The following is a 22,239-nucleotide window of genomic DNA, read 5'->3' on the forward strand; positions in this document are numbered from 1 at the left end:
GGTTGGGGTTGAGGTCGGACTCGGGTGGGGGTGATGGACGGGCGGGTGCTGGGCGGTGAGGGGGTAGATCCAGGCGAGGAGTGCGAGGAGGAGGGCGAACGGGAGGAGGGTGTAGGCGGTCGCGGCGCCCGGGGTCACGTCAGGACGCATCGAGGGCGATGGGGAGGTCGAGCTCGGCCCAGACGGTCTTGGCGTTGGGGTGGCGGGGGATGGCGCCCCAGCGGTCGGCGAGGGCGTCGATGAGTGTGAGGCCGCGCCCGGACTGGGAGTTGGGGGCGAGGACGGCGGGCAGGGCGGGGAAGCGGTCGCCCCGGCAGTCCGAGATCTCGATGCGCAGGGTAGTGCCCCGGCGCACGGTGGTGGTGAGACAGAGGTGAAGCTCGAAGCCGCGCCCCGGAACGCGGCCATGGGTAGTCGCGTTAGCGGCGAGCTCCGCGACGATCAGGAGAGCCGAGTAGTACGGCTCGGTGTGGGACAAGTTCAGCCCCCAGGTGGTCAGTTGACGCCTGGCGATGCGCCGGCAGATGGCGGCGCCCTTGGGGGTGGCGGCAAGGGTGATGGTGTGACGGCGGGGGCTGTCGAGCGGGATGTCGGTCGTCATGGAAAAAATCGTGGCGCCCCGGACGTACGCTGACCACGGATTCGGCGAGCACTGAGAGTGCCTGTGCGGATGCGGAGGGTTGGCCTGTCGGCCGGCCCAGATCAATCGGTCGAAAGGGTGGGTGATTGTCGTGGGTGGCGTCGAGCGCACGGTCTTCGATGACGGCGAGACGGCGGAGAACTCCGACGGGGTCGCGGAGTTCTATGCGGCGGTGGGCAAGTTGATCAGGCTCTTCCGGGAGCGGGCCGGGCTGACCCAGCGCGAGCTGGCCGAAAAGCTCGGGTACAGCGAGGACCAGCTGGGAGCGGTCGAGCGCGGCAAGCGGACGCCGAGAATCGAGATCCTGACGAGGGCGGAGGAAATCCTCAACGCAGGTGGCGCGTTGAGGATCGTCGCCGACGACGTGATGAAGGCGAAGATCCGGATCAGCACGCGGCACCCTGCGTTCTCCAAAGCCTTCACGTACGAGGAGGGGCGGGCCATCGAGATCAACAGCTACAGCCTGTTCGCGATCCCTGGCCTCCTTCAGACCGAGGCCCACGCCAGGGCGCTCTACGAGATGCGCCGACCGTGGCTCTCGGTGGAGCAGATCGACCAGTGGGTGGCCGCCAGGTTGGCGCGCCAGGAGATCCTGACCAAGTGGCCCTTGCCGGTCATGAGCTGGGTGCTGGACGAGAGCCTGCTGAGGCGCCCCCTCGGCGGCTGGGACACCCACCAGGAGCAGCTGCGCCACCTGCTCAAGGTGGCCGAGATCCGCGGCCTCGAACTCCAGGTCATGCCCCTCGACAGGGTTCAGAACGCGGGCATGGGAGGGCCGTTCACGCTGCTCACCCCGCCCGGGCGCCCTCAGATCGCGTACGTGGAGATCCAGCACGTCAATAGGCTGATCACGGACCCGGAGGAAGTCCGTAAGATGGCCGCACGGTACGGCACCCTCAGGGCGCAGGCGCTCGACATGAGGGAGTCCTTGGCCTTGATCGAGATGATCCTGGGAGAGCGGTGAGCATGGCCGAGCTGGCGTGGTTCAAGAGCAGCTACAGCACCAACGAGGGCGCCGAGTGCGTAGAGGTCGCCGAGACCCCTGGCGTCGTCCACGTGCGTGACTCGAAGGACAAGAGCGGTCCGCAGCTGGCGTTCGAGCCGGCCTCGTGGAAGGCGTTCGTCGGCTTCGCCGCGACCGCCGAGGTCTGAGCAGTCCCCCAACAGCCCACCGCTAGGCAGCGGTGGGCTGTTGGCGTACCGTCAGAAGGCATGGGACTCGCCTGGTTCAAGAGCAGCCGTAGCGGTAACGAAGGCGCCAACTGCGTCGAGGTCGCGTGGCGCAAGAGCAGCTACAGCAGCAACGAGGGCGCCGCCTGCGTCGAGGTCGCCGAGACGACCGCCGCCGTCCACGTCCGTGACTCCAAGGACAAGGACGGCCCCCAACTCACCTTCTCCCCCGCCGCCTGGCAGGCCTTCGTCGACTTCGCCCCGACGGCCGCCTGAGAGCCGCCAGGGCGCACCGCTCGGGCCCGGCGGACCCGCCGCCGACCGGGCCGACGAACAGGAGAGGCCGCGCGGGAGGACGTCCGCGGCCTCGTAGGCCCGGAACGAGTCGGCGTCATCCAGTAGGCCCGGAAGCAGTGGCAGCACCCTCCTGTGCATCGCCCTCAATTGCCCGGAGTGCGGCGACCGCAGCGGGCGCCACATTGGAGTTCACGGCCGCGCCGAGTGCGGCCAGCTCACGGATCACCGGCAGTGCGGGTGCCGCCGCCGGGCCGAACTGCCGCAACGCCGCCAGTGCCGAGCAGACGATCCCCCACTTCTCCGCCCGCACTGCCCGATCGAGTACCTCCTCGACCGCCCCGAGCGCTGCCGTGCCCCCGAGGTGCCCCAGCGCCTGCAGCGTCGAGTTCACCTCCGTTTCGATCCACTGCTGGTCCAGGTCGAAGCCGAGCAGCCGCTCGACCAGACTGGGCACCAACTGCCCTGCCGCACCCGGAAGCCACTTCGCAGCCTGGACCGCCCGCCAGGCGTCGACCCCGCCGTCCAGCGCCACCAGCAGACTCGGCAGCGCCCGCTCGTCACCAAGACGTGCCAACGCGAGGACGGCCTCCTGATGGGCCCGGCGCAGATGGCGCTGCGGGGAGGCCCACGCCTGTGGTCCGTACTGCGCGTGCTGGGCGGCGACGAAGGCGACCAGTACCGGGCGGGCCGGCTCGGGGACCGGATGGCAGGTGCCGAGGGCGGAGGCGGCCTCGGCGACGACCTCGGGGTACGGGTCCGCGAGTTGGGCGCCGATCAGCGCGACGAGCGGGCTATGGTCACCGCTCCGGGACTTGATGATCTCCGAGCCCATCCGCAGGGCGTCCAGCCGGGTACCGGGATCGGCGCTGCGCAACTGTTCCGCCAGCAGCATCGTGCGCTCGGGCACCCGCGCGCCCAGAACCTCGTGGAAGGTGCGCAGCAGCCCGGTGACCGGTGAGTGGACCGTTGCGTGCCGGTCGAGGTCCTCGAACGCGGCGATGACCTCGACCGGTGCGCTGCCCGGCTCGATCGTGGGTGCCGGTGTCGCCGGGGTGGGGGTGAGCCACCAGTCGCCGGTCGGGGCCGTCTGTTCACGCAGCAGGGCGATCGCGGTGCGGGTCGCCTCCTGGGCGTGGAAGTCCGGTGTGCACCGGGCGTGCTGGATCAGGGCTGCCAGCCGGGTGGTCGGATCGAGCGCGGTGTCGTCGGCGAGGGAGGTGAGCCAGGCCGATGCGGACGCCAGCATGTCCGGCCGGGGCAGAGCCAGCTCGGCCATCGCCTCGACCAGCAGCAGCCGTTCGACCACCCCCGGTGCTGCGGGAAGCCGTTCCCGCAGCACCGCGGCAGCGCGTTCCGCATCGTCGACCAACAGCCCGAGCGCGGGTATCGCCGCCTGCCGCACCAGCCGGTCGGAATCCGCGGCGAACCCGATGAACGCCTCGGCCTGCTCCCGCATCAGCGCCGCGGCCTTGTAGTGGCCGGAGAAGTCCCAGCTGTTCTCCTCGGTCGCGCCGTACGCGAGCGCCGCGCTGCCGATGCCGACCAGCAGTTCGACCACCGCCGCCCGTACGGGCGCGGCGGCGTCGCCGGCCAGCTCGAAGAGGAACGGCACGCTTGCGGCCGTGCACTGGTAGACATCGCCCTGATGGTGGACGGCGCCGTAGAACCTGTCGAGCGCGTTCCTGCGCTCCTCCTCGTCGGAGGAGGCGAGCGCGTGCAGCAGCCCGGGCACCTCCTCCGCGGTGCCGTAGGCGTGATGCATCTGCGACCAGTCGATGTCGTGGAGTCCGTCGAACATGACGAACATTCTGCCCGTCGCCACTGACCTCTGGGGGGCGGGGCAGGGGGCGGGACCTGACCTCTGAAGACGGTCTCTAGCCGGCGGCGCCGTCCTTCGAGATGACGGCCCCGGGCCTGCTGCGTCCGCGCGCTCAACCGCTGGGCGAAGCTCCGCAGGGAGTCGGCGTTCCTCGCGCCTTGATGCGGGCGAGCCGCCTCCGTGGCGCCGGGGCCCTTTCTGCCGTCCGTGCCGGTCAGGGGCGGGTGAAGGCCACCTCGGGGAAGTCCCGGCTGGGGCCGTTGAGCAACGGCTCGCAGGTTCCCTTGAGTTGGCGTTCGAAGAAGGCGCCGACATAGCTGGTGGTGATCGCGATCGACCGGGGAGCGTTCGGGATGGGCAGCACGCCGCTCTCGTTGACCAGGTAGTCCAGGTCGGTGAAGGTGTAGTGGTCGGCGCCGGCGACGGTGAGCCACCGCTTCCATCCGTCCAGGTTCGGCCAACTGCTGGTCCAGGACGGCACGATGTCCGGGCCGCTCGGGTCCGCGGCCGCGATCAGCAGGACCGGGCGGCCGCCGATGCCGGTCGCGGGAACCGGTGGCGTGATGGCGCCGTCGAGGTCGACACCGGCCAGCACGCGTCGGTCCGCGCCCATGGCGGCCAGGGTCGCATCGCCGCCGGCGGAGTGCCCGGACGGCGCGGCGCGGCTAGCATGACCGCATGGATCGAGATCAACGCTCACTCCACGCCTCGTCGTTCGGCGCGGCGGCGGCCGCGTACGCCGAGCACCGCCCGGACTACGCGCAGGACGCGGTGCGTTGGGCGCTCGAACCCGCTCCCGGCCCACGCGTGCTCGACCTCGGCGCCGGAACCGGCAAGCTGACCGGCGTGCTGGCCGCGCTGGGTACCGAGGTCATCGCGGTCGAACCCGACCCGGCGATGCTGGCCGAGCTGCGCCGTTCGCTGCCGGAGGTCCGTGCCCTGTCAGGGAGCGCGGAGACGGTTCCGCTGCCGGACGCCTCCGTCGACGCCGTGGTCGCCGGCAACGCCATGCACTGGTTCGACATGGCCGTCGCGGGGCCCGAGATCGCCCGGGTCCTCGCCCCCGGCGGCGTCCTGGCCGGCCTGTGGAACGTGATGGACGACCAGGTCGCCTGGGTCGACGGGCTCGCACAGGTCAGCGGGGGCGAGGCCATCGGCCCGCGTGACACGCCCGCCGGCTGGCGCGCCGAGACGACCGGCATGCACCTTCCGAAGACCGGCGCGGCCGCCCGGTTCGGCTCGCCGGAGCAGGAGCAGTTCCCGCACGGGCAACTGCGCACCGCCGACGCCCTCGTCGCGACCCTCGCGACCCGCGCGGGCATGCTCGTCATGCCGGAGCAGGAGCGGGAGGCCAGACTCGGCCGGATCCGCGCGTTCCTCGCAGACCGACCGGAGACCGCCCAAGGCGAGTTCACACTCCCGATGCTGACCGCCGTGCTGCGCGTCCGGCGACTGGATCCCGGCCCGGGGCCAGAGGCGCGGGGCTAGGACCTATTTCGAAAGTTCTGGCCGCGAACGTGTAGCAGTCATGGACACCGCGCCGTCCGGGCACCCGGCATGCTTTCGGCCCGGATCTCACCGATGGACTCCGAGGCACGCCGGAATGAGGGTTCTACGTCACCGTGAGCACAACCGGTTCAATGCCGACTGGCTCTCATCGTCCGCGGCGCGGCAGATCATCAACCGCTGGTCCGGATCTTGGAGTGGCATGAGTACTTCGAAGTTCACGGCGATCACACCTGCGTCCGGATGCCGCATCACCTTGTGTCCGCGGCCGTTGACCTTCACGTCTCCCTCGGCCCACAATCGCGCGAATTCCTCGTTACGGGTGGTGCATTCGGTGATGAGGTCGGTCAACGCCCGGTCCTCCGGGTGCGCGGCCCACGCTGCGCGCAGGTGGGCGATTCCCTCCCGCACGACGCGCTCGCGGTCGACATAGAACTCGCGTATTTCCGGGTGTACCAGGCACAGCCACATGGCATTGCGTTGCGACGGCGGCAGGGTGTCGAAATCCAGCAGCAGCCTCGCCATTTCGCCGTTCCAGGCCAGGATGTCGTAGCGGTGGTTCATCAGCACGGCCGGCAGCGGCGACAGGTCGGCGACCAGCCGGGCCAGCGGGGGTGCTGCGGTGGTGGCGGGCTTGTCGGCGTTGCGGGGGCGCTGCTGGGCCAGGTTGAAGAGGTAGGCGCGTTCGTCGGGGGCCAGGCGCAGCGCCCGGGCCAACGCCTCCACCACGTTCGCCGAGGGCCGCAGTCCCCGGGCCTGTTCCAGCCGCGCGATGTAGTCGATGCTGACCCCGGCCAGTTCGGCGACCTCTTCACGACGCAGCCCCGGGGTCCGCCGGGCCTGCTGACGCGACGGCAGGCCGAAGTCCTTCGGGTCGAGGCGCTCGCGCCGGGTCCGCAGGAACGCGGCCAACTCCTTTGCCGTGTCCACGGTGCGGGTCATCATGTTCGATCCAACAGCCAGGGTAGGACTGGTGTTCCCAGGAACTTCTTTCCCTTATCCCCGACTCGCGGCGGTCACAGACTTGTTCTCGACAACGGATGACAAGCACAGGAGGACACGATGTCGCTCACCCTCGACACCTACCGGCTGCTGGGCCGCTCCGGGCTGCGGGTCTCACCGCTGGCGCTGGGCGCGGCGACCTTCGGCACCGAGTGGGGCTGGGGTGCCGAGCAGGACGAGGCGCGTAAGCTGTTCGACCTCTACGTCGAGCGCGGCGGCAACTTCGTCGACACCGCCAACACCTACACCAATGGCAGCTCCGAGCGCCTGCTGGGTGAATTCACCCGCGACAACCGCGAAAGCCTGGTGCTGGCAACGAAATACACCACGCTGCGCCGGCCCGGCGACCCGAATTCCGGGGGCCCTCACCGCAAGAGCCTGTTCGCGTCGGTGGAAGCCAGTCTGCGACAGCTGAATACGGACTACATCGATCTGCTCTACCTGCACGTGTGGGATTTCACGACACCGGTCGAGGAGATCCTGCGTGGCATGGACGATCTGGTCCGGCAGGGCAAGGTCTTGTACGTGGCGATCTCCAACGCCCCGGCCTGGCAGGTGTCGCGCATGCAGGCGATCGCCGACCTGCGCGGCTGGTCGCCGCTGGTCGCCCTGCAGATCGAATACAACCTGATCGAGCGTACCGGGGAACGTGACCTGATCCCGATGGCACGCGAGATGGGGTTGGGCGTGGTGCCGTACTCACCACTTGCCGGCGGGGTGCTCACCGGCAAGTACAGCCGCGACGACCTGACCACGACGAACACCGCGGTCGACGACGGCACCCGTAAAAATTTCAATATCGCCAACGGCGGGCTCACCGAACACAACCTGGACATCGCTGATGTCGTGAAGGAGGTCGCCGCGGAGCTGGGCCGCACAACCGCCCAGGTCGGGCTGGCCTGGACCCTGCAGAACCCGGATGTGACGGCATCGCTCATCGGCGCCCGCACTCTCGCGCAGCTGGAGGACAATCTGGGTGCCCTGGAGGTCGACTTCACGGCCTCCCAACTGGCCCGCCTCGACGAGGCCAGCGCGATCGAACTCGGCTTCCCGCACGACCTGCTCGCCAGCGACAGGATGCGCACGGTGACCCACGGCGACCTGAAGGTCGAAACCCGCCGCTGATACCCGATCGAGCCCCGAGGGCAGCACCACCGCTGCCCTCGGGGTGATCGCGGCGGCTGCTCGGACGTCCGTGGGCAGGGCTTCGCCGGCGAGGCTAGAGGCCCGACTCCCAGAGCGCGCGCCGCACCGTGTGCAGGGCGGTGGCGGACTGCTCCCAGCCGTGCCACCAGAACAGGCCGCCGCCGTGGCTCGCCTCTGCGGCGAGCGCCGTCAGGTGCGCCCACGGCCCGGCCGGGAGGCCGAACTGCGGGCGGGCGGCCAGGCGTTCGGCCTGTTCGGCGGCGACCGGCACCATGCCGACCACCGGCAGCCGTGGGCCGCCGGGCGCGCGGCCGGGGGCGGTGCCGGTGCCGGTGGTCGGCATGGTGCCGGTGCCGGTGCCGGTGCCGGTGAGCATCGGGTGCAGGGTGATCGGGTCCAGCAGCAGGGTCAGTTCGGCGGACGGCAGCGGCGCGGGGCCGTCGCGCCAGGTGAGGCGCTTGCCGGTGAACTCCGCATGGAGGAGAGGCTGTTCGTCGAGGGTGATGCCGTCCTCGGCCACCCTCAGCTCCGCGCCGCGGCCGCCCGGCAGCTGCACCCGGTAGCAGCCGTACAGATACGGCGGCACGGTCGATGCCGCCACGGCCTGGACGTAGGGGACGGCGACGCCGTCCACCTCGAAGCCCGCCGGGCCGACCACGACGGCGGCCGCCGTGGGCACGCCGTCGACCGTGACGCGGACCCGCAGCGCCGGGCCGTCCTCGCCCGGCCCGACGGAGACGACCAGTTCGCGCCCGGCCTCGTCCGCCGCCCGGTAGTCGCCGACCAGGTCGGCGAGCGGCGGCACGTCCGGCAGGGCGTACTCGGCGAGTTGCACCGAGAACTCCGCCGCCGCCACCCGCCCGGCGGGCCACACCGCGCCGACCAGCCGGCGCCGCCCGTCCCGGCCGACCTCGGTGCGCAGTTCGCCGCCGCAGTCGTTGCCGTCCTCGACCCGCCAGCGCAGCACGCCGTGGTCGTGGCGCGGGGCGGTGATCCGCCGACCGTTGACGTGGATCCGGTGCCGGGGCGGGTCGGTGGCGCGGCCCAGGACGTAGACGTCGAGGTCGCCGTCCGGCGTGCCGTACAGGCCCGTCCACGGGTACAGGGCCTCGGCGAGGACGGTGTCCAGGTCGCGCCGGATGCTGCTCCCCCCGCCCGCGAGCCCGCCGCCCCCGGGCCCGCCGTCGCGCACCGATCGGAGCAGCGCGCGCGCCTCGGACTTGCGGGTGAGCAGGGTGCGCAGCCGCCGCGCCGCCTCCGGGGTCGGCCGCCGGTAGCGGCCCTTGGCGGCGGCCTGCATGGCCGCGTCCTCACGGCGGGCCAGCAGGGCGCGTTCGGCGTCGGCGAGGTCCGGCGGCGCCCAGGACGCCACCGCCGCCTCGGGCTCCCGGACGAAGCGTTCGCGCAGGGCGCCGTCCTCCCCCAGGGCGAGGACGAAGCGGGCGGCGGGCGTGTCCTCCTGCCAGTGGTAGCCGCCGGGGACGTGGAAGTCCGTGAAGCCGTCGAGGGCGGCGAGTTCGCGCGGCCCGTACTCGTCGATGTTCCGGACCGGGCCGGTGGGCGGCCGCACGGTCTGGCCGGGTCGGATCAGGCCCAGCCGTTCGAGCATCCGCGGATCGGCCGGGGCGGCGACGGCCGGGGGGAGGTACCAGGTGGAGGCGCTGGTGACGGTCCGCTGCACGGCCCGGTCCCGGAGCCCGGCGACGGTGTGCCGGTCGGTGACGGGGGCGGTGCCCCGGTAGCGGGCGCCGATGTAGTTGACCACGGGGTGGTCCGGGCCGTAGACCTCCTCCAGCCGGTCGACCAGGACGGGCAGCCGGTGGTTGAAGAACCCGGTGCGCTGGTAGCCGAGTTCGCCGACCAGCCCGACCTGCCAGAGCACCAGGTGCAGGCCCGGGTCGATCCGCCGGCCGCGGATCAGCAGGTCCGAGGCCTCGAAGGTCTGCATGCCGGGGCTGCTCGGGTCCACGCCGAGGTCGGCGCACAGGACGTCCAGCGCGCTGATCCCCGGACGCATCACGGCCGCGTGACCCTCGCGGCGGGCGATCCGGACGGCGCGGTGGCTGGAGAGGACGAACACGCCCGGGTGGCCGTAGAAGACCGCCGCCACCCGCCGCCCGGCCCGGACGAAGTGCAGGATCGCCTCGGACATCTGCACGTACGTCAGATAGCGGTCCTTGGCGTCGTCGTAGAGGACGCCGAGGTCGTAGGAGTCGGGCCGCCAGGCCTTGATCCGCACCACCGTCACCGGGTCGGCGACGCAGTGGAAGACGTGGTCCGCCTCGCGGAGCAGCCGCTCGTCGGCGCGGGTGAACCCGGCCGCCTCGATGCCGGAGCCGAGCACGGTCAACTCACCCTTGGGCATGGCCGGTTCGGCCGTCTCGCCGTCCCGCTCGGGGCGACGCGGCCCGGGGGCGGCGGCAATGGCCCGGGCCAGCTCCGCCCAGCGGTCCTCGTGCTCGCGGCGGGTCGGGAAGCGGTCGAAGGGGCGGCCGTACGGGCGGTTCGGGTCCATCGGACGGCGTCAGTCGGTGTCGGCGGCGTCAGGCGACATCGACGGCGAAGTCCAGCTGGACGACCTGCGGCGGCGGGTCCATCAGGCCCGGGGCGTCCACCTCGAAGTCCATCTGGGTGATCTGCGGCGTGGGCTCCGTCAGGATCGGGCTGGCCAGGTCGAAGTCCGTCCGGCCGACCTGGCGGAAGGGCCGGTCCGCGGCGGTGTCGGCGTCCAGCGCGAGATCGGCGTCCACGTCGATGTCGACGACGTCGAAGCCGAAGGCCAGGCTGCTTGCGGTCACGGTAGGCACTCGACAGTCACTCGTCCCTTCGGAGCCACGGGCGTTCGCGTGTTCATGCTACTGAACACCAGTTCGCGCCGACAGCCCCGCGGGTGCGGCTGCGGCCGGTCGGGATGGGGGCCGCAGAGGAACGCGGCCATCTCACCCGACACGTCGACGCCGAATGCCGACAGTCCCCAGCTGTCCGGGTGCGCCGCCCCCCTCGGACCGGCCCGCACCCGACGTCCTGGTCAGGCACGGTCAGCGGGCCGACGCCCGGGCGGCGCGGGCGGCGCGCTGGGCCCGCCGGGCCCGCTGGGCGAAGACGTCCTCCCGGCGGTCGGCGGTCTGGCGCAGGACGCGCTTGCGGTCCCGGCCGGACAGCCGGTCGATGTACAGCTGCCCGTTCAGGTGGTCGGTCTCGTGCTGGAGGCAGCGGGCGAAGTAGCCGGCCCCCTCGATGGTGACGGCGGCGCCGTACTGGTCGAAGCCGTGCACCACCACCTCGGCCGGGCGGGCGAGTTCGGTGCTGGCGCCGGGGACGGAGAGGCAGCCTTCGGTGTCCTCGATCAGCCGGCGGCCGGGCTCGCGGGGCTCGACGACCGGGTTGAGCACGTGGCCGACATGCCGGACGCCCTGGTCGTCGCGGCAGTCGTAGACGAAGAGGCTCAGGTCCACGTCCACCTGGTTGGCCGCGAGCCCGCAGCCGTCGGCGACCTGCATGGTGGCGAACATGTCCTCGATGAGACGGGCCAGCCGCTCGCTGCCGTAGTCCTCCCCGGTCGCCGGGCGGCAGGTGCGGCGGAGGATGTCCTCCCCCACCTCGGTGATCCGCAGGACGGTCGGGCGTTCACGCGGTTCGGACATCGGCGCTCCCTCGTCGACACCGTCGACACGACGGCAAGGATGACGGCTTGTCATCGACTTTGCAAAGTAGCAGACTTTGCAAAGTGACCGAAGATGCCAAAGCCGCCGAGGAAGCCAAAGGCCTCACCGCGCCCGCCACCGGCCCCCTCCCCCAGCACCCCGTACGCACCGCGATCCTCGGCCTCCTCGCCGAGAAGGCCGCCCTCACCTCCACCGAGGCCGCCGCCGCCACCGGGTACAGCTCCGGCCTGTGCTCCTTCCACCTACGGCAGCTGGCCCGCCACGGCCTCATCGAGGAGGCCCCCGCCACCGACGGCCGCGCCCGCCCCTGGCGGCTCCCGCAGCAGCCGCACCAGCCCCACCAGACCGCCGCAGTCGACGAGTTCGGGGAACTCGCGCGCGGCCTGGAGGACGAGAGCTACCGGCGCTGGCTCGCCCACCGCGATACGGCGCCGGCCGACTGGCGGCAGGACGAGGCGTTCAGCGCCGTCCTCTACCTGACCCCCGCCGAACTGGCCGCCGTCGGCGAGGCCGTGCGCCAGGTGCTGGCCCGCTACCGCGACCGCGAGGCCGACCCGGCCGACCGTCCTGCCGGCGCCCGCCCGGTCGCCGCCGTGGCCCGCCTCTTCCCGCTCCTCCCGGACGAGCACTGACGGGCACTGGCGGGCACTGGCGGGCACTGGCGGGCACGGAGGAGCGCCAGAGTCCGCCGCCCGGCGCTTCGCGGTGATCCTCCTCCGCTCCCGAACCCAAGCAATGGTCAAGACCAAATGGTCGAGACCAATTTGGCGCCGCGTCAGAGACGGCACGCGGGCGGTGTCCAGGCGGGGGAGATAAACCCGCTGGCGCACCCGGCCCGCCGACCCGCAAGCTGGCCTGATGCGCGTCAACAGCCCCCTCTGCACCCGCCAGTCCCTCGCCGCCGACCTGCGTGCCGCCGGGGTCGAACCCGGCGGCACGCTGCTCGTGCACTCCTCGCTGCGCTCCCTCGGCTGGGTCTCCGGCGGGCCGGTCACCGTCGTCCAGGCCCTGCTCGACGCCCTCGGGCCGACCGGCACCCTCGCCGTCCCCACCCACACCGGGGACAACTCCGACCCCGCCGGCTGGTCCAACCCGCCGGTCCCGGAGGCCTGGTGGCCCGACATCCGAGCGTCCTGGCCCGCGTACGACCCGCACGTGAGCCCCACCCTGGGGATGGGCGCCATCCCCGAGACCGTCCGGATCTGGCCCGGCGCCCGGCGCAGCGCCCACCCGCAGACCTCCTTCGCCGCCCTCGGCCCGGGCGCCGCCGAGACCACCGACGGACACGCCCTCGACTGCCTGCTCGGCGAGTCCAGCCCGCTCGCCCGGCTGGAGGACCGCGACGCCCAGGTCCTGCTGCTGGGCGCCGACTTCGGCTCCTGCACCTGCTTCCACCTCGCCGAGTACCGCGTCCCGGGCCCGAGCGAGGACGTCTCCTTCGCCACCCTCACCCCCGAGGGCCGGCAATGGCTCACCGTCCGCGACCGGGCCATCAGCGCCGACGACTTCGCCGAACTCGGCACCGCCTTCGAGGCCGACCACCCGAAGGCCGTCCGCCACGCCACGGTCGGCGCCGCCACCACCCGCCTCTTCCGCCTCCGCGACGCCGTCGCCTACGCGCAGCACTGGCTGCCCGAGCACCGGGCGTAGGACAGGACGTGTCCGACGTCAGGTCCGGGGCGTCTTCTCCCCGTGGACGGCGGTGTACTCGGCCGCCAGCCACGGCCCGAGGTCCTCGGTGAGCACCTTGAGGACGGTCGGGTCCGCCGTCGGCGTACGGGCCACGGTCGCCGCCAGACGCATCTGCTCGGCGCGCTCCGGGTAGTAGCGGGCGAACGCCCCGGCGGACTCGGTGAGATCGCTGGTCCAGCCACCCCACCGCGGCATCACCAGGGTGAAGCCCGTCCGCACGATCCGGCGGGCGACCGCGCGACTGAGCGCCCGGCGCTCGGCGGGCGTACCGGCCGAGCCCGCCCGCTCGCGCCAGCGCGGGAGGGCCAGGGCGAGATCGCCGTTGGTCTCGCGGGCGAGCGTGGAGGTGGGGCGGTAGCGCGGCAGTCCGGCGGCGAGGTCGTCACCGAGCAAAGGCGTGCACAGGCAGGCCACGAACCAGCCCAGATCGTGACGTTCGAGCTCGCTCAGCAGCGTGTCCGCGCTGAACAGGAGGATTCCGACACCGTTGACCTGCGGGAAGGAAGCATCGAGCCGGGATTCGAGCGCATCGGCGTCAGCCCGGTCGGCGGCGGAGGGCTCCTGCCTCAGGGCGAGCAGGAGATCGAGATCGGAGACCTCGGGGATCGCGGTGCCGCGCGGGATGCTGCCGTAGAGGTAGGCGCTGTGCAGCCGGGGGAGGTCGAAGACCTCGGCGATCAGCGTCCGGGCGGCGGCGACCACGGGTGCGAACGCCTCGGGCACCCGGCCCAACGAGCCCTCCCGTGCGATGAAGCCGTCGTCGTCCAGTCCCGCGGTAGTCATGGGCGTACTCTGCCGGTTCGCGCACCCCCGAGCGAGCCGATTTCGGACGCCGGGCGTGGCCGATCGTCAACTCCCCGGCGATTCCCGGGCATCATTCCAGGCACGGACGCGCGGGGAACGGCGTTGAACCCGGGAAGCACCTCGCGCCACCGTCGCCGCACTCCGACGAGCACGCTCCCCGGAACGACGAGCCGCAGGATGGGGAGCAGGGCCGCGCGCGGGCCCACGGAGGGGCGGCGCCCGTATGCGGCCTGCCCTCCGGAGGATGATCCCCATGCAGCCCGACCCTCAGCCCACCCCTCAGCCCGCCCCGCAGGCCGTCAAGATCGGCCTCGGTCTGCCCCTCCAGGACCCCGTCCTGCTGTTCGAGTGGGCCCGACGGGCCGACGCCGGCCCGTTCAGCACGCTCGGCCTGGCGGACCGGGTGGTGTTCGACAACCCCGAACCGCTGGTGACGCTGGCCGCCCTGGCCGGCGCCACGTCCCGCGTCCGCCTGCAGACCGAGGTGCTGCTCGCGCCGCACCACGTCCCCGCGCTGCTCGCCAAGCAGACCGCCACCCTGGACCTGCTCTCCGGCGGGCGTTTCACGCTCGGCCTCGGCGTCGGCGGCCGGGAGGACGACTTCCTGGCCGCCGGCATCGACCCGCGCCGCCGGGGCCGGCTCCTGGACGAGCGGATGGCGGTGCTGCGCCGCCTCTGGGCCGGTGAGCCGTTCGGCGAGGGGGTCGGCCCGGTCGGGCCCGCGCCGGCGACGCCGGGCGGCCCCGAGGTGCTGTTCGGCGGCTTCGCCCCGGCCGCGCTGGACCGGGTCGGCCGGTTCGGGGACGGCTTCCTCGGCGCGGGAGTGCCGCCGGAGGCGATGGCCGGGCTGTTCCAGGACGTCGAGAGGTCCTGGCAGCGGCACGGCCGGGACGGCCGGCCCCGGCTGGTCGCCCAGGCGAACGCCGTCCTCGGCCCGGCGGAGACGGTCGAGCAGGCCCGGCGCAACATCCGCGCGTACTACGAGTCCAGCGGCCGCGCCGACCGGATGGAGGAGGGCCTGCTCACCACGCCGGAGGCGATCCGGGCCGCCGTGGCCGGTTTCACGGCCATCGGCGCGGACGAGGTGATGCTGTACTGCTGGTCCCCCGAGGTGGACCAGGTGGACCGCTTCGCCGAACTGCTGTTCCGGTAGCGGTCGGTCGCAGAGGCGGGGATCAGTTCGGGATGCTGGAGATCAGTGCGGGATGCTGGAGATCAGTGCGGGATGCCGGGGATCAGTGCGGGATGCCCGCGATCAGCTCCTGTGCGCCCTGCCGCTTGAGCGCCAGCGCCGTGGAGGTGCCGAGGTCCTCGGGGCTGAGCGCGCCGGCCCACTCGTGGGCGTCCAGCACCTGCTTGCCGTCCGGGCTGAAGACCCGGCCGCGCATCGAGAGCCGGCCGTCCGGTTCGGCCCTGGCGTAGCCGGCGATCGGGCTGTTGCAGTGGCCCTGGAGGACGTGCAGGAACATCCGCTCGGCCGCCGCCTCGCGCCAGGTGTCGCGGTGGCCGAGCGCGGCGACCGCGTCGACGGTGACGACGTCGTCCTCGCGGCACTGCAGGACGAGGATGCCGGCGCCGATCGGCGGGCACATCGCGTCGAGGTCCAGGATCTCGGTGATCCGCGCCTGCTCGCCGATCCGCTCCAGCCCGGAGGCGGCGAGCAGCAGCGCGTCGGCCTCCCCGGCGGCCAGCTTGGCCAGCCGGCTGTTGGCGTTGCCGCGGATCGGCACGCACACCAGGTGCGGGTGGGAGGCGGCGAGTTGGGCGACCCGGCGGACGGAGGAGGTGCCGATCCGGGTGCCGGGCGGCAGTTCGGCGAGGGTCAGGCCGCCGGGGTGGACGAGGGCGTCGCGGATGTCGTCGCGGCGCAGGTAGGCGGCGAAGACGGTGCCGGCGGGCAGCGGGCGGTCGGCGGGCACGTCCTTGAGGCAGTGCACGGCGACGTCGGCCTCCCCGGCGAGCAGCGCGGCGTCGACCTCCTTGGTGAACGCGCCCTTCCCGCCGAGCCGGGCGAGGTCGCCCATCCAGCGGTCGCCGGAGGTGGTGACCGGCACCACCTCGGTGCGCAGGCCCGGGTGCAGGGCGGCGAGTTCGGCGCGGACCCGCTCGACCTGGGCGAGCGCCATGGGCGAGGAGCGGGAGACGATGCGGATCAGCTCAGCGGTGGCCATGGCGCGATGATAGGCGCTCGAACGCCGGGCTCTGACCTGGCGTCAGCCATGCGGCGGAAGGCCCGCCGGACGGCACCCGGACGGCCGGGCGGCGAACCGTCCGACCATCCGTGTGCCGCCCGCGCGCCGCCCCCCGCTCACTCGTTGTGCAGCACCTCGGCGATCGGCAGCCGGGCCGCCGAGCGGGCCGGGACGAGGGCGCCGAGGACGGCGATCGCGACGCCCGCCAACGCGAGCCCGGCCAGCAGCGGGGCGCCCCAGACGTCGATCATGTGCTCCGGGAAGGCCAGGATCCTGACGTTCTCGGCGATCAGCCGGTGCACCACGATCCCGACCGGGATGCCGATGACGCCGCTGAGCGCGCCCTGCCAGGCCACCGAGGTGACCGTCATCACGACGACCTGACGGGGCGTCATGCCGATGGACTTCAGCATGCCGATGTCCCGGCGGCGCTCGCGGATGGTGAGCAGCAGGGTGTTGAAGACGCCCAGCGAGGCGACCACCGACAGCAGGACGGTGAAGGTCGTGCTGAAGGTCTGGATAGCGACGACGGGCCCCGCCGAACTCTCGACGACCACCGAGGGCGTCAGGCTCGGGTCGGCGGCCCCGACCGCCTTCTGGTACGCGGCGGCGTCGGCGCCGTCGGCGAGCCGCACGTCGTACTCGACCGTGTGCGGGTCGGGGGTGAGCGCAGCCCGGGTGGCGTCGTTGGAGGTGATCGCGTTCGCGTTGCCCTGGATCTCCTCGCCGACGATGGTGACGGCCCGCTGTCGGCCCTCCAGGGTCAGGGTGATCCGGTCGCCGAGCCTGAGCCCGCGCTGGTCGAGGAAGGCCGGCCCGGCCTGGACCTCGTCCGGCCCGGTCGCCGGGCGGCCCTTGACCACCCGCAGCCACCTGGTGCCGGCGATGTCGTCGCCGCCGTAGAAGTCCATGAAGACGGGCTGGGTGTGGCCGACCACGCCCACTCGGACCAGCCCCCGGGTGACGACCTGCGCGGCCCCGGGGGTGGCGCGCAGCATCGCCTCGGTCTGGGCCGGGGTCAGCTGCGGCTCGACCGTGTTGCCCTGGAAGTGGCCGGTCTGCACGTTGACGTGGATCTTGTCGTCGACCGGGGCCATGCTCCTGGCCAGGGTGCTGCTCAGGCCGGTGGTGACCGTCACGGTGACCACGCCGAGCACGATCGCCGCCATGGTCAGCGCCGTCCGGCCCGGGCGGGCGAAGGGCTGGCCGAGGCCGAGGCTGACGGCGCGCGGCAGCCGGGTGCCGCTCAGCCGGCGCTGGACCTTCAGCCCGCGCCCGGTGCGCGGGGCGCTGCCGGCCGAGATCGCCTGGGCGGCGGACAGCCGGTGGGCGCGCGAGGCCGGGACGAACGCGGCGGCGACGACCAGCAGCGGGACGCCGACCAGGGTGGCGGCGGGCAGCCAGCCGGCCGGCTCGATCACGGCGGTGCCGGTCGAGATGCCGCTGAAGGCGGTCTCCAGGATCGGGTACGCCCCCGCCCAGCCGGCCGCCGTCCCGAGGACCGTGCCGACGACCGCGGGCACCGAGACCATGGTCAGGTAGACCGTGACCACCTGGCGCGGGGTGAAGCCGATCGACTTCAGCACGCCGATGTGCCGGTAGCCGGAGACCACCGCGCCGCTCACCACGTTGCCGACGATCAGTGCCGCGACGACCAGGCCGAGCACGCCGAAGACCGTCATCACCGGCAGGTAGGCGTCGGCACCGGCGGAGAAGGCCTGCTTGAGCACCAGGTACGACTGCGCGCTGGCGAGCGCGTCCTTGGGCAGGCCCTCGGTGGCCGTGCCGAGGGAGGCGGTCAGCTGCTGCTCGGTGTCCGCGTCGGCGAAGCGGTAGAGCATCTGACGGCTGGTGGGGTGCAGGGCGGCCGCCTGCTCGGGGACGACCCAGCCGCCGGCGGACTGGCTCATGCTGCCGGCGAAGCCGACGATGGTGAGCTTCAGCCCGGTGGCGGTGGTGAGCGACGTGCCGAGGAGCGTCGTCGCGGCGCCGCCGCCCGGTTGCTGGATGACCACCTCGCCGGGCGCCGTGGCCCAGCGGCCGCCCAGCAGCTGCACCCGGTCCACCGGCCCGGCCGGGTCGGCCCGGCCGACCAGGGTCAGCGGGCCCGGCGGGCGGCCGACCCAGTCGGTGGGGATCTCCACCACGGCCTGGTCGAACGGCCCGGCGGCCGCCTCGACGCCCGGCCGGTGGGCGGTGGCGGCCAGCTGCTCCGCCGAGGCCCTGGCCGGGTCGAAGGCCGCGACGACGTGGGCGCCGCGCTCGGCGGCGAAGGCGTCGTCGAAGGGCGCCCGGGCGGCGCTGATCACGGCGAGGGCGAGCAGCACGGTCGTGGTGGAGCAGAAGACGACCAGGCCGATCACGAAGGTCTGCACCCGGCGGCGCTTCACGGCCGCCCGGGAGGCCCGCCACACGGCGCCGGTCATGCGGACGCCTCCAGGGCCCGCTCGCGCGCCACCTTTCCGTCCGCGACCTCGACCAGGCGGCTGGCGCAGCGGGTGGCCAGGTTGGGGTCGTGGGTGACGATCAGCAGGGTCTGGCCGATCTGGTTGAGGTCGATCAGCAGGTCCATCACCTGCTCGCCGGAGCGGCTGTCCAGTGCGCCGGTCGGCTCGTCCGCGAGCAGCAGCGCCGGGCGGTTCATCAGGGCCCGGGCCACCGCGACCCGCTGGCGCTCGCCGCCGCTGAGCGCGGCCGGGTAGGTGTCCTTGCGGTGCGCGACGCCGAGTTCGTCCAGCAGTTCCAGGGCGCGGCGGCGCGCCTGGCGGGCCGTGGTGCCGGTCAGCTGGGCGGCCAGGGCGACGTTGTCGAGGGCGGGCAGGTCGTCGATCAGGTTGAAGAACTGGAAGATCATGCCGATGTGGCGGCGGCGGAACAGGGCCAGCCCGGTCTCGTTCAGCTGCCCGAGGTCCTGGCCGTGCACCCGGACGGTGCCGGAGGTCGGCCGGTCCAGCCCGGCGACCATGTTCAGCAGGGTGGACTTGCCGCACCCGGAGGGGCCCATCACGGCGACCGCCTCGCCCGCCCGGATCCGCAGGTCGACGCCGTCGAGCGCCTTGGCGTCGCCGAACTCCTTGTGGACCCCGGACAGCTCGACGACGGCCTGTGCGTCGTCCGGCGGGGTGGTCCCGTCGTGGTCGTTGCTCATGGTGGACGACGGTAGGCGCGGGCCCCCGGGCCAGGCGTCCCACCCGGGGTGTAGCCGGGGCGGCCGTAGTACCCGGGATGTACGCGGGCGGCACCCCCGGATGATGTCGATCATGGCCTGGGCTGGGAAACTGGCGGTGTGTGGGGAACGGGGACGAACTGGGCCGCCGTAGCGGTGGCGAGTGCGGCGGTGGCGGGTACGGCGGTCGCGGCGGCCGGCTGGCTGGGCGTCGCGCTCGCCCGGGCGCGGCGGCTGCACCGGGCGGCCATCGGCGAGCGCGGCTGGCTGCTGGAACGGGAGCGGGAGAGCGCCGCCCGTACCGCCGTGGACGCCGAACGGGCACGCATCGCGGCCGAGTTGCACGACATCGTCAGCCACAACGTGAGTCTGATGGTGGTCCAGGCCGGGGCCGCGCGCGAGGTGATCGCCACCATGCCCGCGGAGGCGGCGGCGGCGATGGGCGCCGTCGAGGCCGCCGGGCGCGACGCGATGACCGAGCTGCGGCACCTGCTCGGGCTGCTCGCCCCCGCCGCCGACGGCACCGAGGAGGAGGCGGCGGACGGCTTCGCGCCGCAGCCCAGCCTGAGCCGGCTCGGGCCGCTGATCGACCGGTTCGCCTTCGCCGGGCTGCCGGTGGAGGTGCGGATCTCGGGCGAGCCGAGACCGCTGCCCGGCGGCGTCGACGTGACGGCGTACCGGATCATCCAGGAGGCGCTGACCAACGCGCTCAAACACGGGGACGGGGTGACGGCCGAGGTGACGGTGCGCTACGCGGACCACTACCTGCGGGTGGAAGTGCTCAACAGCGGGCCGAGCGTGCTGGCGGGCGCCCACGCCGCGCCCGCGCAACCCGCCGACGCCGTGCCCGCGCAACCCGCCCGGCCGGCCGACGGCGCCGGGCGCGGGCTGCTCGGCCTGCGCGAGCGCGTCGCCGTGTACGGCGGCGACCTCGACGCCCGGCGCCGGCTCGGCGGCGGCTACCGGATCCGCGCCCGCATCCCGCTGGACCGGCCGTGACCGGGGCCGAGGTGCAGCGGGGGCCGGAGCAGCAGCCGGAGCGGGAGCCGGAGCGGGAGCGCCGCCCCCGGGTGGTGATCGCCGACGACCAGGAACTCGTCCGCACCGGCTTCCGGATGATCCTCACCGCGCGCGGCATCGACGTGGTCGCCGAGGCCGCCGACGGCGCCGAGGCGGTGGCGGCCGCCGTCGCGCACCGGCCGGACGTCGCGCTGCTGGACATCCGGATGCCCGGCATGGACGGCCTGGAAGCCGCCCGCCGGATCCTCGCCCGGGCGCCCGGCTGCCGGGTGATCATGCTGACCACCTTCGACCTCGACCACTACGTCTACGCCGCCCTCGCCGCCGGGGCCAGCGGCTTCCTGCTCAAGGACGTCACCTCCGCCCATCTCGCCGCCGCCGTGCGCCTGGTGGACACCGGGGACGCCCTGCTCGCCCCCTCGATCACCCGGCGGCTGGTCGAACGCTTCGCGGCCGGCGCCCCGCGCCCCGCCCCCGGCGCCGACGGCCCGCCGCTGCACCGCAACCTCGCCCCGCTCACCCCGCGCGAGGCGGAGGTGCTGGCGCTGCTCGGACGCGGGCTGTCCAACAGCGAGTTGGCGACCGAACTGACGCTCAGCGAGTCGACGGTGAAGACGCACGTCGCCCGGATCTTCGCCAAGCTCGACCTGCGCGACCGGGCCCAGGCGGTCGTCCTCGCGTACGAGACCGGGCTGGTCTTACCAGGGGGCGGTGTCAAATGATGTTCAGTCAACTCCCTTGATTCGCATGACAATCATCTAGCTAACTCGTTAGAGGTAACTCCCGGTCCGATTCACATTTTTGCCAGTTCATGGGGGAACATCTCTCTGTCCGCGCCCGAACGAGAAATGACCGTTCGGGCGGCATTTTCAAGACATTTGGACAGGCCCGTGACTACCTCCGCCCCCGTGTGGGACTGCCCCTTCAACCACACCGACGGCCTGGAGTTCGACCCGCTCCTCAAGCGGCTGCTCACCGAGGCCCCGATCGCCAGGATCCGGCTGCCGCACGGCGAGGGCGAGGCCTGGCTCGCCACCCGCTACGAGGACGTCCGGATCGTCACCACCGACCGGCGGTTCAGCCGCGCCGCCGGCATCGGGCGCGACCTGCCCCGGATGACGCCCGCCCCGATCGCCCAGGCCGAGGCGATCAACCTGATGGACCCGCCGGGCCACAACCGGCTGCGCCGCCTCGTCGCCCAGGGCTTCACCAACCGCCAGGTCGAGCGGATGCGCCCGGCCACCCAGCGGATCGTCGACGGCTACCTCGACGAGATGGCCGAACACGGCTCCCCCGCCGACCTGGTGCACTTCCTCTCCAGCCGGCTCCCGCTCACCACCATCTGCGAACTGCTGGACATCCCCGAGCAGGACCGCGCCGAACTGCGCGGCCACGCCGTCGCCATGATGACGATGGGCCCCGGCAGCCGGGCCGGCCAGGAAGCCGCCAAGGCCGCGCTGCGCGGCTACTTCACCGAGCTGACCGCCGCCCGCCGCGCCCACCCCGGCGAGGACCTGCTCAGCGCCCTCGCCACCGCCCGCGACGGCGACGAACTGCTGGACGACCAGGAGCTGGCCGTCATGGCGATGGTCCTGCTAGTCACCGGCCACGACACCAGCACCTACCAGCTCAGCAACATCACCTACACCCTGCTCACCCACCCCGAACAGCTCGCCAAGCTGCGCGCCCAGCCCGACCTGCTGCCGCGCGGGCTGGAGGAGCTGCTGCGCTTCATCCCGTTCCGCCAGGGCGTCGGCATCGCCCGGGTCGCCACCGAGGACGTCGAGCTGGGCGGCGTGCTGATCCGGGCCGGCGAGGCCGTCCACGTCTCCTACCTCACCGCCAACCGCGACCCGGCGATGTACGAGCGCCCCGACGAACTCGACCTCGACCGCGGCGCCCCCACCCACATGGCCTTCGGCCACGGCCAGCACCACTGCCCCGGCGCGCACCTGGCCCGGATGGAGCTCCAGGTCGCCATCGGCACCCTGCTGCGGCGCTTCCCCGGCCTGCGGCTCGCCGTCCCGCCGTCCGAACTCGACTGGCACACCGGGTCGATCTGGCGCTACCCCCGCACCCTGCCGCTCGCCTGGTGACCTCCTCCCCGCGCCACCGGCTCC

At 73.0% G+C, this 22,239-nt stretch carries 22 protein-coding genes; 11 read left to right on the forward strand and 11 right to left on the reverse strand.

Annotated elements, in window-relative coordinates; genetic code table 11:
• Positions 1-139: 139 nt before the first annotated feature.
• Positions 140-601, reverse strand: coding sequence for an ATP-binding protein (locus A6F73_RS07300; RefSeq protein ID WP_063347030.1), 462 nt, complete (start codon positions 599-601; stop codon positions 140-142).
• Positions 602-731: 130 nt separating this feature from the next.
• On the opposite strand from A6F73_RS07300, the gene A6F73_RS07305 reads away from it, so the two are divergent.
• The 3 genes from A6F73_RS07305 to A6F73_RS07315 are packed head-to-tail and all read left to right on the forward strand — an operon-like array spanning position 732 to position 2,086.
• Complete coding sequence (locus A6F73_RS07305) at positions 732-1,604, forward strand: helix-turn-helix transcriptional regulator (RefSeq protein ID WP_063351008.1); 873 nt, start codon at positions 732-734, stop codon at positions 1,602-1,604.
• A 2-nt stretch (positions 1,605-1,606) separates the two neighbouring features.
• On the forward strand, positions 1,607-1,792 hold the full coding sequence (locus tag A6F73_RS07310) for a DUF397 domain-containing protein (RefSeq protein WP_079135497.1): 186 nt from the start codon (positions 1,607-1,609) through the stop codon (positions 1,790-1,792).
• A 60-nt stretch (positions 1,793-1,852) separates the two neighbouring features.
• Entirely contained in the window at positions 1,853-2,086 is a 234-nt protein-coding gene (locus A6F73_RS07315; protein WP_063347032.1) for a DUF397 domain-containing protein, read from the forward strand.
• 115 nt (positions 2,087-2,201) lie between these two features.
• On the opposite strand, the gene A6F73_RS07320 is transcribed toward A6F73_RS07315, so the two are convergent.
• Both A6F73_RS07320 and A6F73_RS07325 read right to left on the reverse strand, forming a co-directional pair.
• Entirely contained in the window at positions 2,202-3,905 is a 1,704-nt protein-coding gene (locus A6F73_RS07320) for a HEAT repeat domain-containing protein (protein ID WP_159398391.1), read from the reverse strand.
• A gap of 235 nt (positions 3,906-4,140) precedes the next feature.
• Positions 4,141-4,539, reverse strand: coding sequence for a hypothetical protein (locus A6F73_RS07325; protein ID WP_159398392.1), 399 nt, complete (start codon positions 4,537-4,539; stop codon positions 4,141-4,143).
• A 65-nt stretch (positions 4,540-4,604) separates the two neighbouring features.
• Between A6F73_RS07325 and A6F73_RS07330 the strand changes: the two genes are divergently transcribed.
• Positions 4,605-5,414, forward strand: coding sequence for a class I SAM-dependent methyltransferase (locus A6F73_RS07330; RefSeq protein WP_063347035.1), 810 nt, complete (start codon positions 4,605-4,607; stop codon positions 5,412-5,414).
• A 129-nt stretch (positions 5,415-5,543) separates the two neighbouring features.
• On the opposite strand, the gene A6F73_RS07335 is transcribed toward A6F73_RS07330, so the two are convergent.
• Positions 5,544-6,377 carry a helix-turn-helix transcriptional regulator gene (locus A6F73_RS07335; protein ID WP_063347036.1) on the reverse strand — a complete coding sequence of 278 codons (834 nt, stop codon included), beginning with the start codon at positions 6,375-6,377 and terminating at the stop codon, positions 5,544-5,546.
• Positions 6,378-6,494: 117 nt separating this feature from the next.
• Between A6F73_RS07335 and A6F73_RS07340 the strand changes: the two genes are divergently transcribed.
• Positions 6,495-7,559, forward strand: coding sequence for an aldo/keto reductase (locus A6F73_RS07340; RefSeq protein ID WP_063347037.1), 1,065 nt, complete (start codon positions 6,495-6,497; stop codon positions 7,557-7,559).
• 94 nt (positions 7,560-7,653) lie between these two features.
• Here A6F73_RS07340 and A6F73_RS07345 read toward each other — a convergent pair whose 3' ends face one another.
• From A6F73_RS07345 to def, 3 genes are all read right to left on the reverse strand, one after another.
• Complete coding sequence (locus A6F73_RS07345; RefSeq protein ID WP_063347038.1) at positions 7,654-10,095, reverse strand: SAM-dependent methyltransferase; 2,442 nt, start codon at positions 10,093-10,095, stop codon at positions 7,654-7,656.
• 28 nt (positions 10,096-10,123) lie between these two features.
• Positions 10,124-10,378 carry a hypothetical protein gene (locus A6F73_RS07350; RefSeq protein ID WP_063347039.1) on the reverse strand — a complete coding sequence of 85 codons (255 nt, stop codon included), beginning with the start codon at positions 10,376-10,378 and terminating at the stop codon, positions 10,124-10,126.
• Between the two features lie 240 nt (positions 10,379-10,618).
• Complete coding sequence (gene def / locus A6F73_RS07355; RefSeq protein WP_208869059.1) at positions 10,619-11,224, reverse strand: peptide deformylase; 606 nt, start codon at positions 11,222-11,224, stop codon at positions 10,619-10,621.
• A gap of 83 nt (positions 11,225-11,307) precedes the next feature.
• On the opposite strand from def, the gene A6F73_RS07360 reads away from it, so the two are divergent.
• Positions 11,308-11,877, forward strand: a complete 570-nt coding sequence (locus tag A6F73_RS07360) for a helix-turn-helix domain-containing protein (RefSeq protein WP_063347041.1) — start codon at positions 11,308-11,310, stop codon at positions 11,875-11,877.
• 226 nt (positions 11,878-12,103) lie between these two features.
• Positions 12,104-12,895, forward strand: coding sequence for an AAC(3) family N-acetyltransferase (locus A6F73_RS07365; RefSeq protein ID WP_063347042.1), 792 nt, complete (start codon positions 12,104-12,106; stop codon positions 12,893-12,895).
• Positions 12,896-12,913: 18 nt separating this feature from the next.
• Here A6F73_RS07365 and A6F73_RS07370 read toward each other — a convergent pair whose 3' ends face one another.
• The gene (locus tag A6F73_RS07370) at positions 12,914-13,720 is read right to left on the reverse strand and encodes a nucleotidyltransferase domain-containing protein (RefSeq protein WP_063347043.1); all 807 of its coding nucleotides are present in this window, start codon (positions 13,718-13,720) and stop codon (positions 12,914-12,916) included.
• Between the two features lie 274 nt (positions 13,721-13,994).
• Between A6F73_RS07370 and A6F73_RS07375 the strand changes: the two genes are divergently transcribed.
• Positions 13,995-14,894, forward strand: a complete 900-nt coding sequence (locus A6F73_RS07375) for an LLM class flavin-dependent oxidoreductase (protein ID WP_063347044.1) — start codon at positions 13,995-13,997, stop codon at positions 14,892-14,894.
• Positions 14,895-14,976: 82 nt separating this feature from the next.
• Here A6F73_RS07375 and hemC read toward each other — a convergent pair whose 3' ends face one another.
• The 3 genes from hemC to A6F73_RS07390 form a co-directional block, all read right to left on the reverse strand.
• On the reverse strand, positions 14,977-15,912 hold the full coding sequence (gene hemC / locus A6F73_RS07380; protein WP_063347045.1) for a hydroxymethylbilane synthase: 936 nt from the start codon (positions 15,910-15,912) through the stop codon (positions 14,977-14,979).
• A 137-nt stretch (positions 15,913-16,049) separates the two neighbouring features.
• On the reverse strand, positions 16,050-18,359 hold the full coding sequence (locus A6F73_RS07385) for an FtsX-like permease family protein (RefSeq protein WP_079135498.1): 2,310 nt from the start codon (positions 18,357-18,359) through the stop codon (positions 16,050-16,052).
• Positions 18,356-19,081, reverse strand: coding sequence for an ABC transporter ATP-binding protein (locus A6F73_RS07390; protein WP_063347046.1), 726 nt, complete (start codon positions 19,079-19,081; stop codon positions 18,356-18,358). Before A6F73_RS07390 ends, A6F73_RS07385 begins: the two co-directional genes overlap by 4 nt.
• 138 nt (positions 19,082-19,219) lie before the next feature.
• Here A6F73_RS07390 and A6F73_RS07395 point away from each other — a divergent pair, with 138 nt between their 5' ends.
• The 3 genes from A6F73_RS07395 (at position 19,220) to A6F73_RS07405 (ending at position 22,215) form a co-directional block, all read left to right on the forward strand.
• Entirely contained in the window at positions 19,220-20,098 is an 879-nt protein-coding gene (locus A6F73_RS07395) for a histidine kinase (RefSeq protein WP_079135499.1), read from the forward strand.
• An 11-nt stretch (positions 20,099-20,109) separates the two neighbouring features.
• Positions 20,110-20,841 (forward strand): response regulator transcription factor, encoded by a 732-nt coding sequence (locus A6F73_RS07400; RefSeq protein ID WP_167745886.1) that lies wholly within the window; start codon positions 20,110-20,112, stop codon positions 20,839-20,841.
• A 126-nt stretch (positions 20,842-20,967) separates the two neighbouring features.
• Positions 20,968-22,215: a cytochrome P450 gene (locus A6F73_RS07405; RefSeq protein ID WP_063347048.1), complete on the forward strand. Its 1,248-nt coding sequence runs from the start codon at positions 20,968-20,970 to the stop codon at positions 22,213-22,215.
• Positions 22,216-22,239: the final 24 nt, after the last annotated feature.

Origin of the sequence: Streptomyces sp. MJM8645, assembly GCF_001625365.1 — a bacterium.
Taxonomy (GTDB): domain Bacteria; phylum Actinomycetota; class Actinomycetes; order Streptomycetales; family Streptomycetaceae; genus Kitasatospora.

What these genes read in the sequence shown, in the direction of transcription:
- A6F73_RS07370 (WP_063347043.1), bottom strand. Translation starts at nt 13,720, where the DNA reads ATGACTACCGCGGGACTGGACGACGACGGCTTCATCGCACGGGAGGGC.
- A6F73_RS07390 (WP_063347046.1), bottom strand. Translation starts at nt 19,081, where the DNA reads ATGAGCAACGACCACGACGGGACCACCCCGCCGGACGACGCACAGGCC.
- A6F73_RS07340 (WP_063347037.1), top strand. Translation starts at nt 6,495, where the DNA reads ATGTCGCTCACCCTCGACACCTACCGGCTGCTGGGCCGCTCCGGGCTG.
- A6F73_RS07385 (WP_079135498.1), bottom strand. Translation starts at nt 18,359, where the DNA reads ATGACCGGCGCCGTGTGGCGGGCCTCCCGGGCGGCCGTGAAGCGCCGC.
- hemC (WP_063347045.1), bottom strand. Translation starts at nt 15,912, where the DNA reads ATGGCCACCGCTGAGCTGATCCGCATCGTCTCCCGCTCCTCGCCCATG.
- def (WP_208869059.1), bottom strand. Translation starts at nt 11,224, where the DNA reads ATGTCCGAACCGCGTGAACGCCCGACCGTCCTGCGGATCACCGAGGTG.
- A6F73_RS07315 (WP_063347032.1), top strand. Translation starts at nt 1,853, where the DNA reads ATGGGACTCGCCTGGTTCAAGAGCAGCCGTAGCGGTAACGAAGGCGCC.
- A6F73_RS07300 (WP_063347030.1), bottom strand. Translation starts at nt 601, where the DNA reads ATGACGACCGACATCCCGCTCGACAGCCCCCGCCGTCACACCATCACC.
- A6F73_RS07325 (WP_159398392.1), bottom strand. Translation starts at nt 4,539, where the DNA reads ATGGGCGCGGACCGACGCGTGCTGGCCGGTGTCGACCTCGACGGCGCC.
- A6F73_RS07335 (WP_063347036.1), bottom strand. Translation starts at nt 6,377, where the DNA reads ATGATGACCCGCACCGTGGACACGGCAAAGGAGTTGGCCGCGTTCCTG.
- A6F73_RS07345 (WP_063347038.1), bottom strand. Translation starts at nt 10,095, where the DNA reads ATGGACCCGAACCGCCCGTACGGCCGCCCCTTCGACCGCTTCCCGACC.
- A6F73_RS07320 (WP_159398391.1), bottom strand. Translation starts at nt 3,905, where the DNA reads ATGTTCGACGGACTCCACGACATCGACTGGTCGCAGATGCATCACGCC.
- A6F73_RS07405 (WP_063347048.1), top strand. Translation starts at nt 20,968, where the DNA reads ATGACCGTTCGGGCGGCATTTTCAAGACATTTGGACAGGCCCGTGACT.
- A6F73_RS07375 (WP_063347044.1), top strand. Translation starts at nt 13,995, where the DNA reads ATGCAGCCCGACCCTCAGCCCACCCCTCAGCCCGCCCCGCAGGCCGTC.
- A6F73_RS07365 (WP_063347042.1), top strand. Translation starts at nt 12,104, where the DNA reads ATGCGCGTCAACAGCCCCCTCTGCACCCGCCAGTCCCTCGCCGCCGAC.
- A6F73_RS07310 (WP_079135497.1), top strand. Translation starts at nt 1,607, where the DNA reads ATGGCCGAGCTGGCGTGGTTCAAGAGCAGCTACAGCACCAACGAGGGC.
- A6F73_RS07330 (WP_063347035.1), top strand. Translation starts at nt 4,605, where the DNA reads ATGGATCGAGATCAACGCTCACTCCACGCCTCGTCGTTCGGCGCGGCG.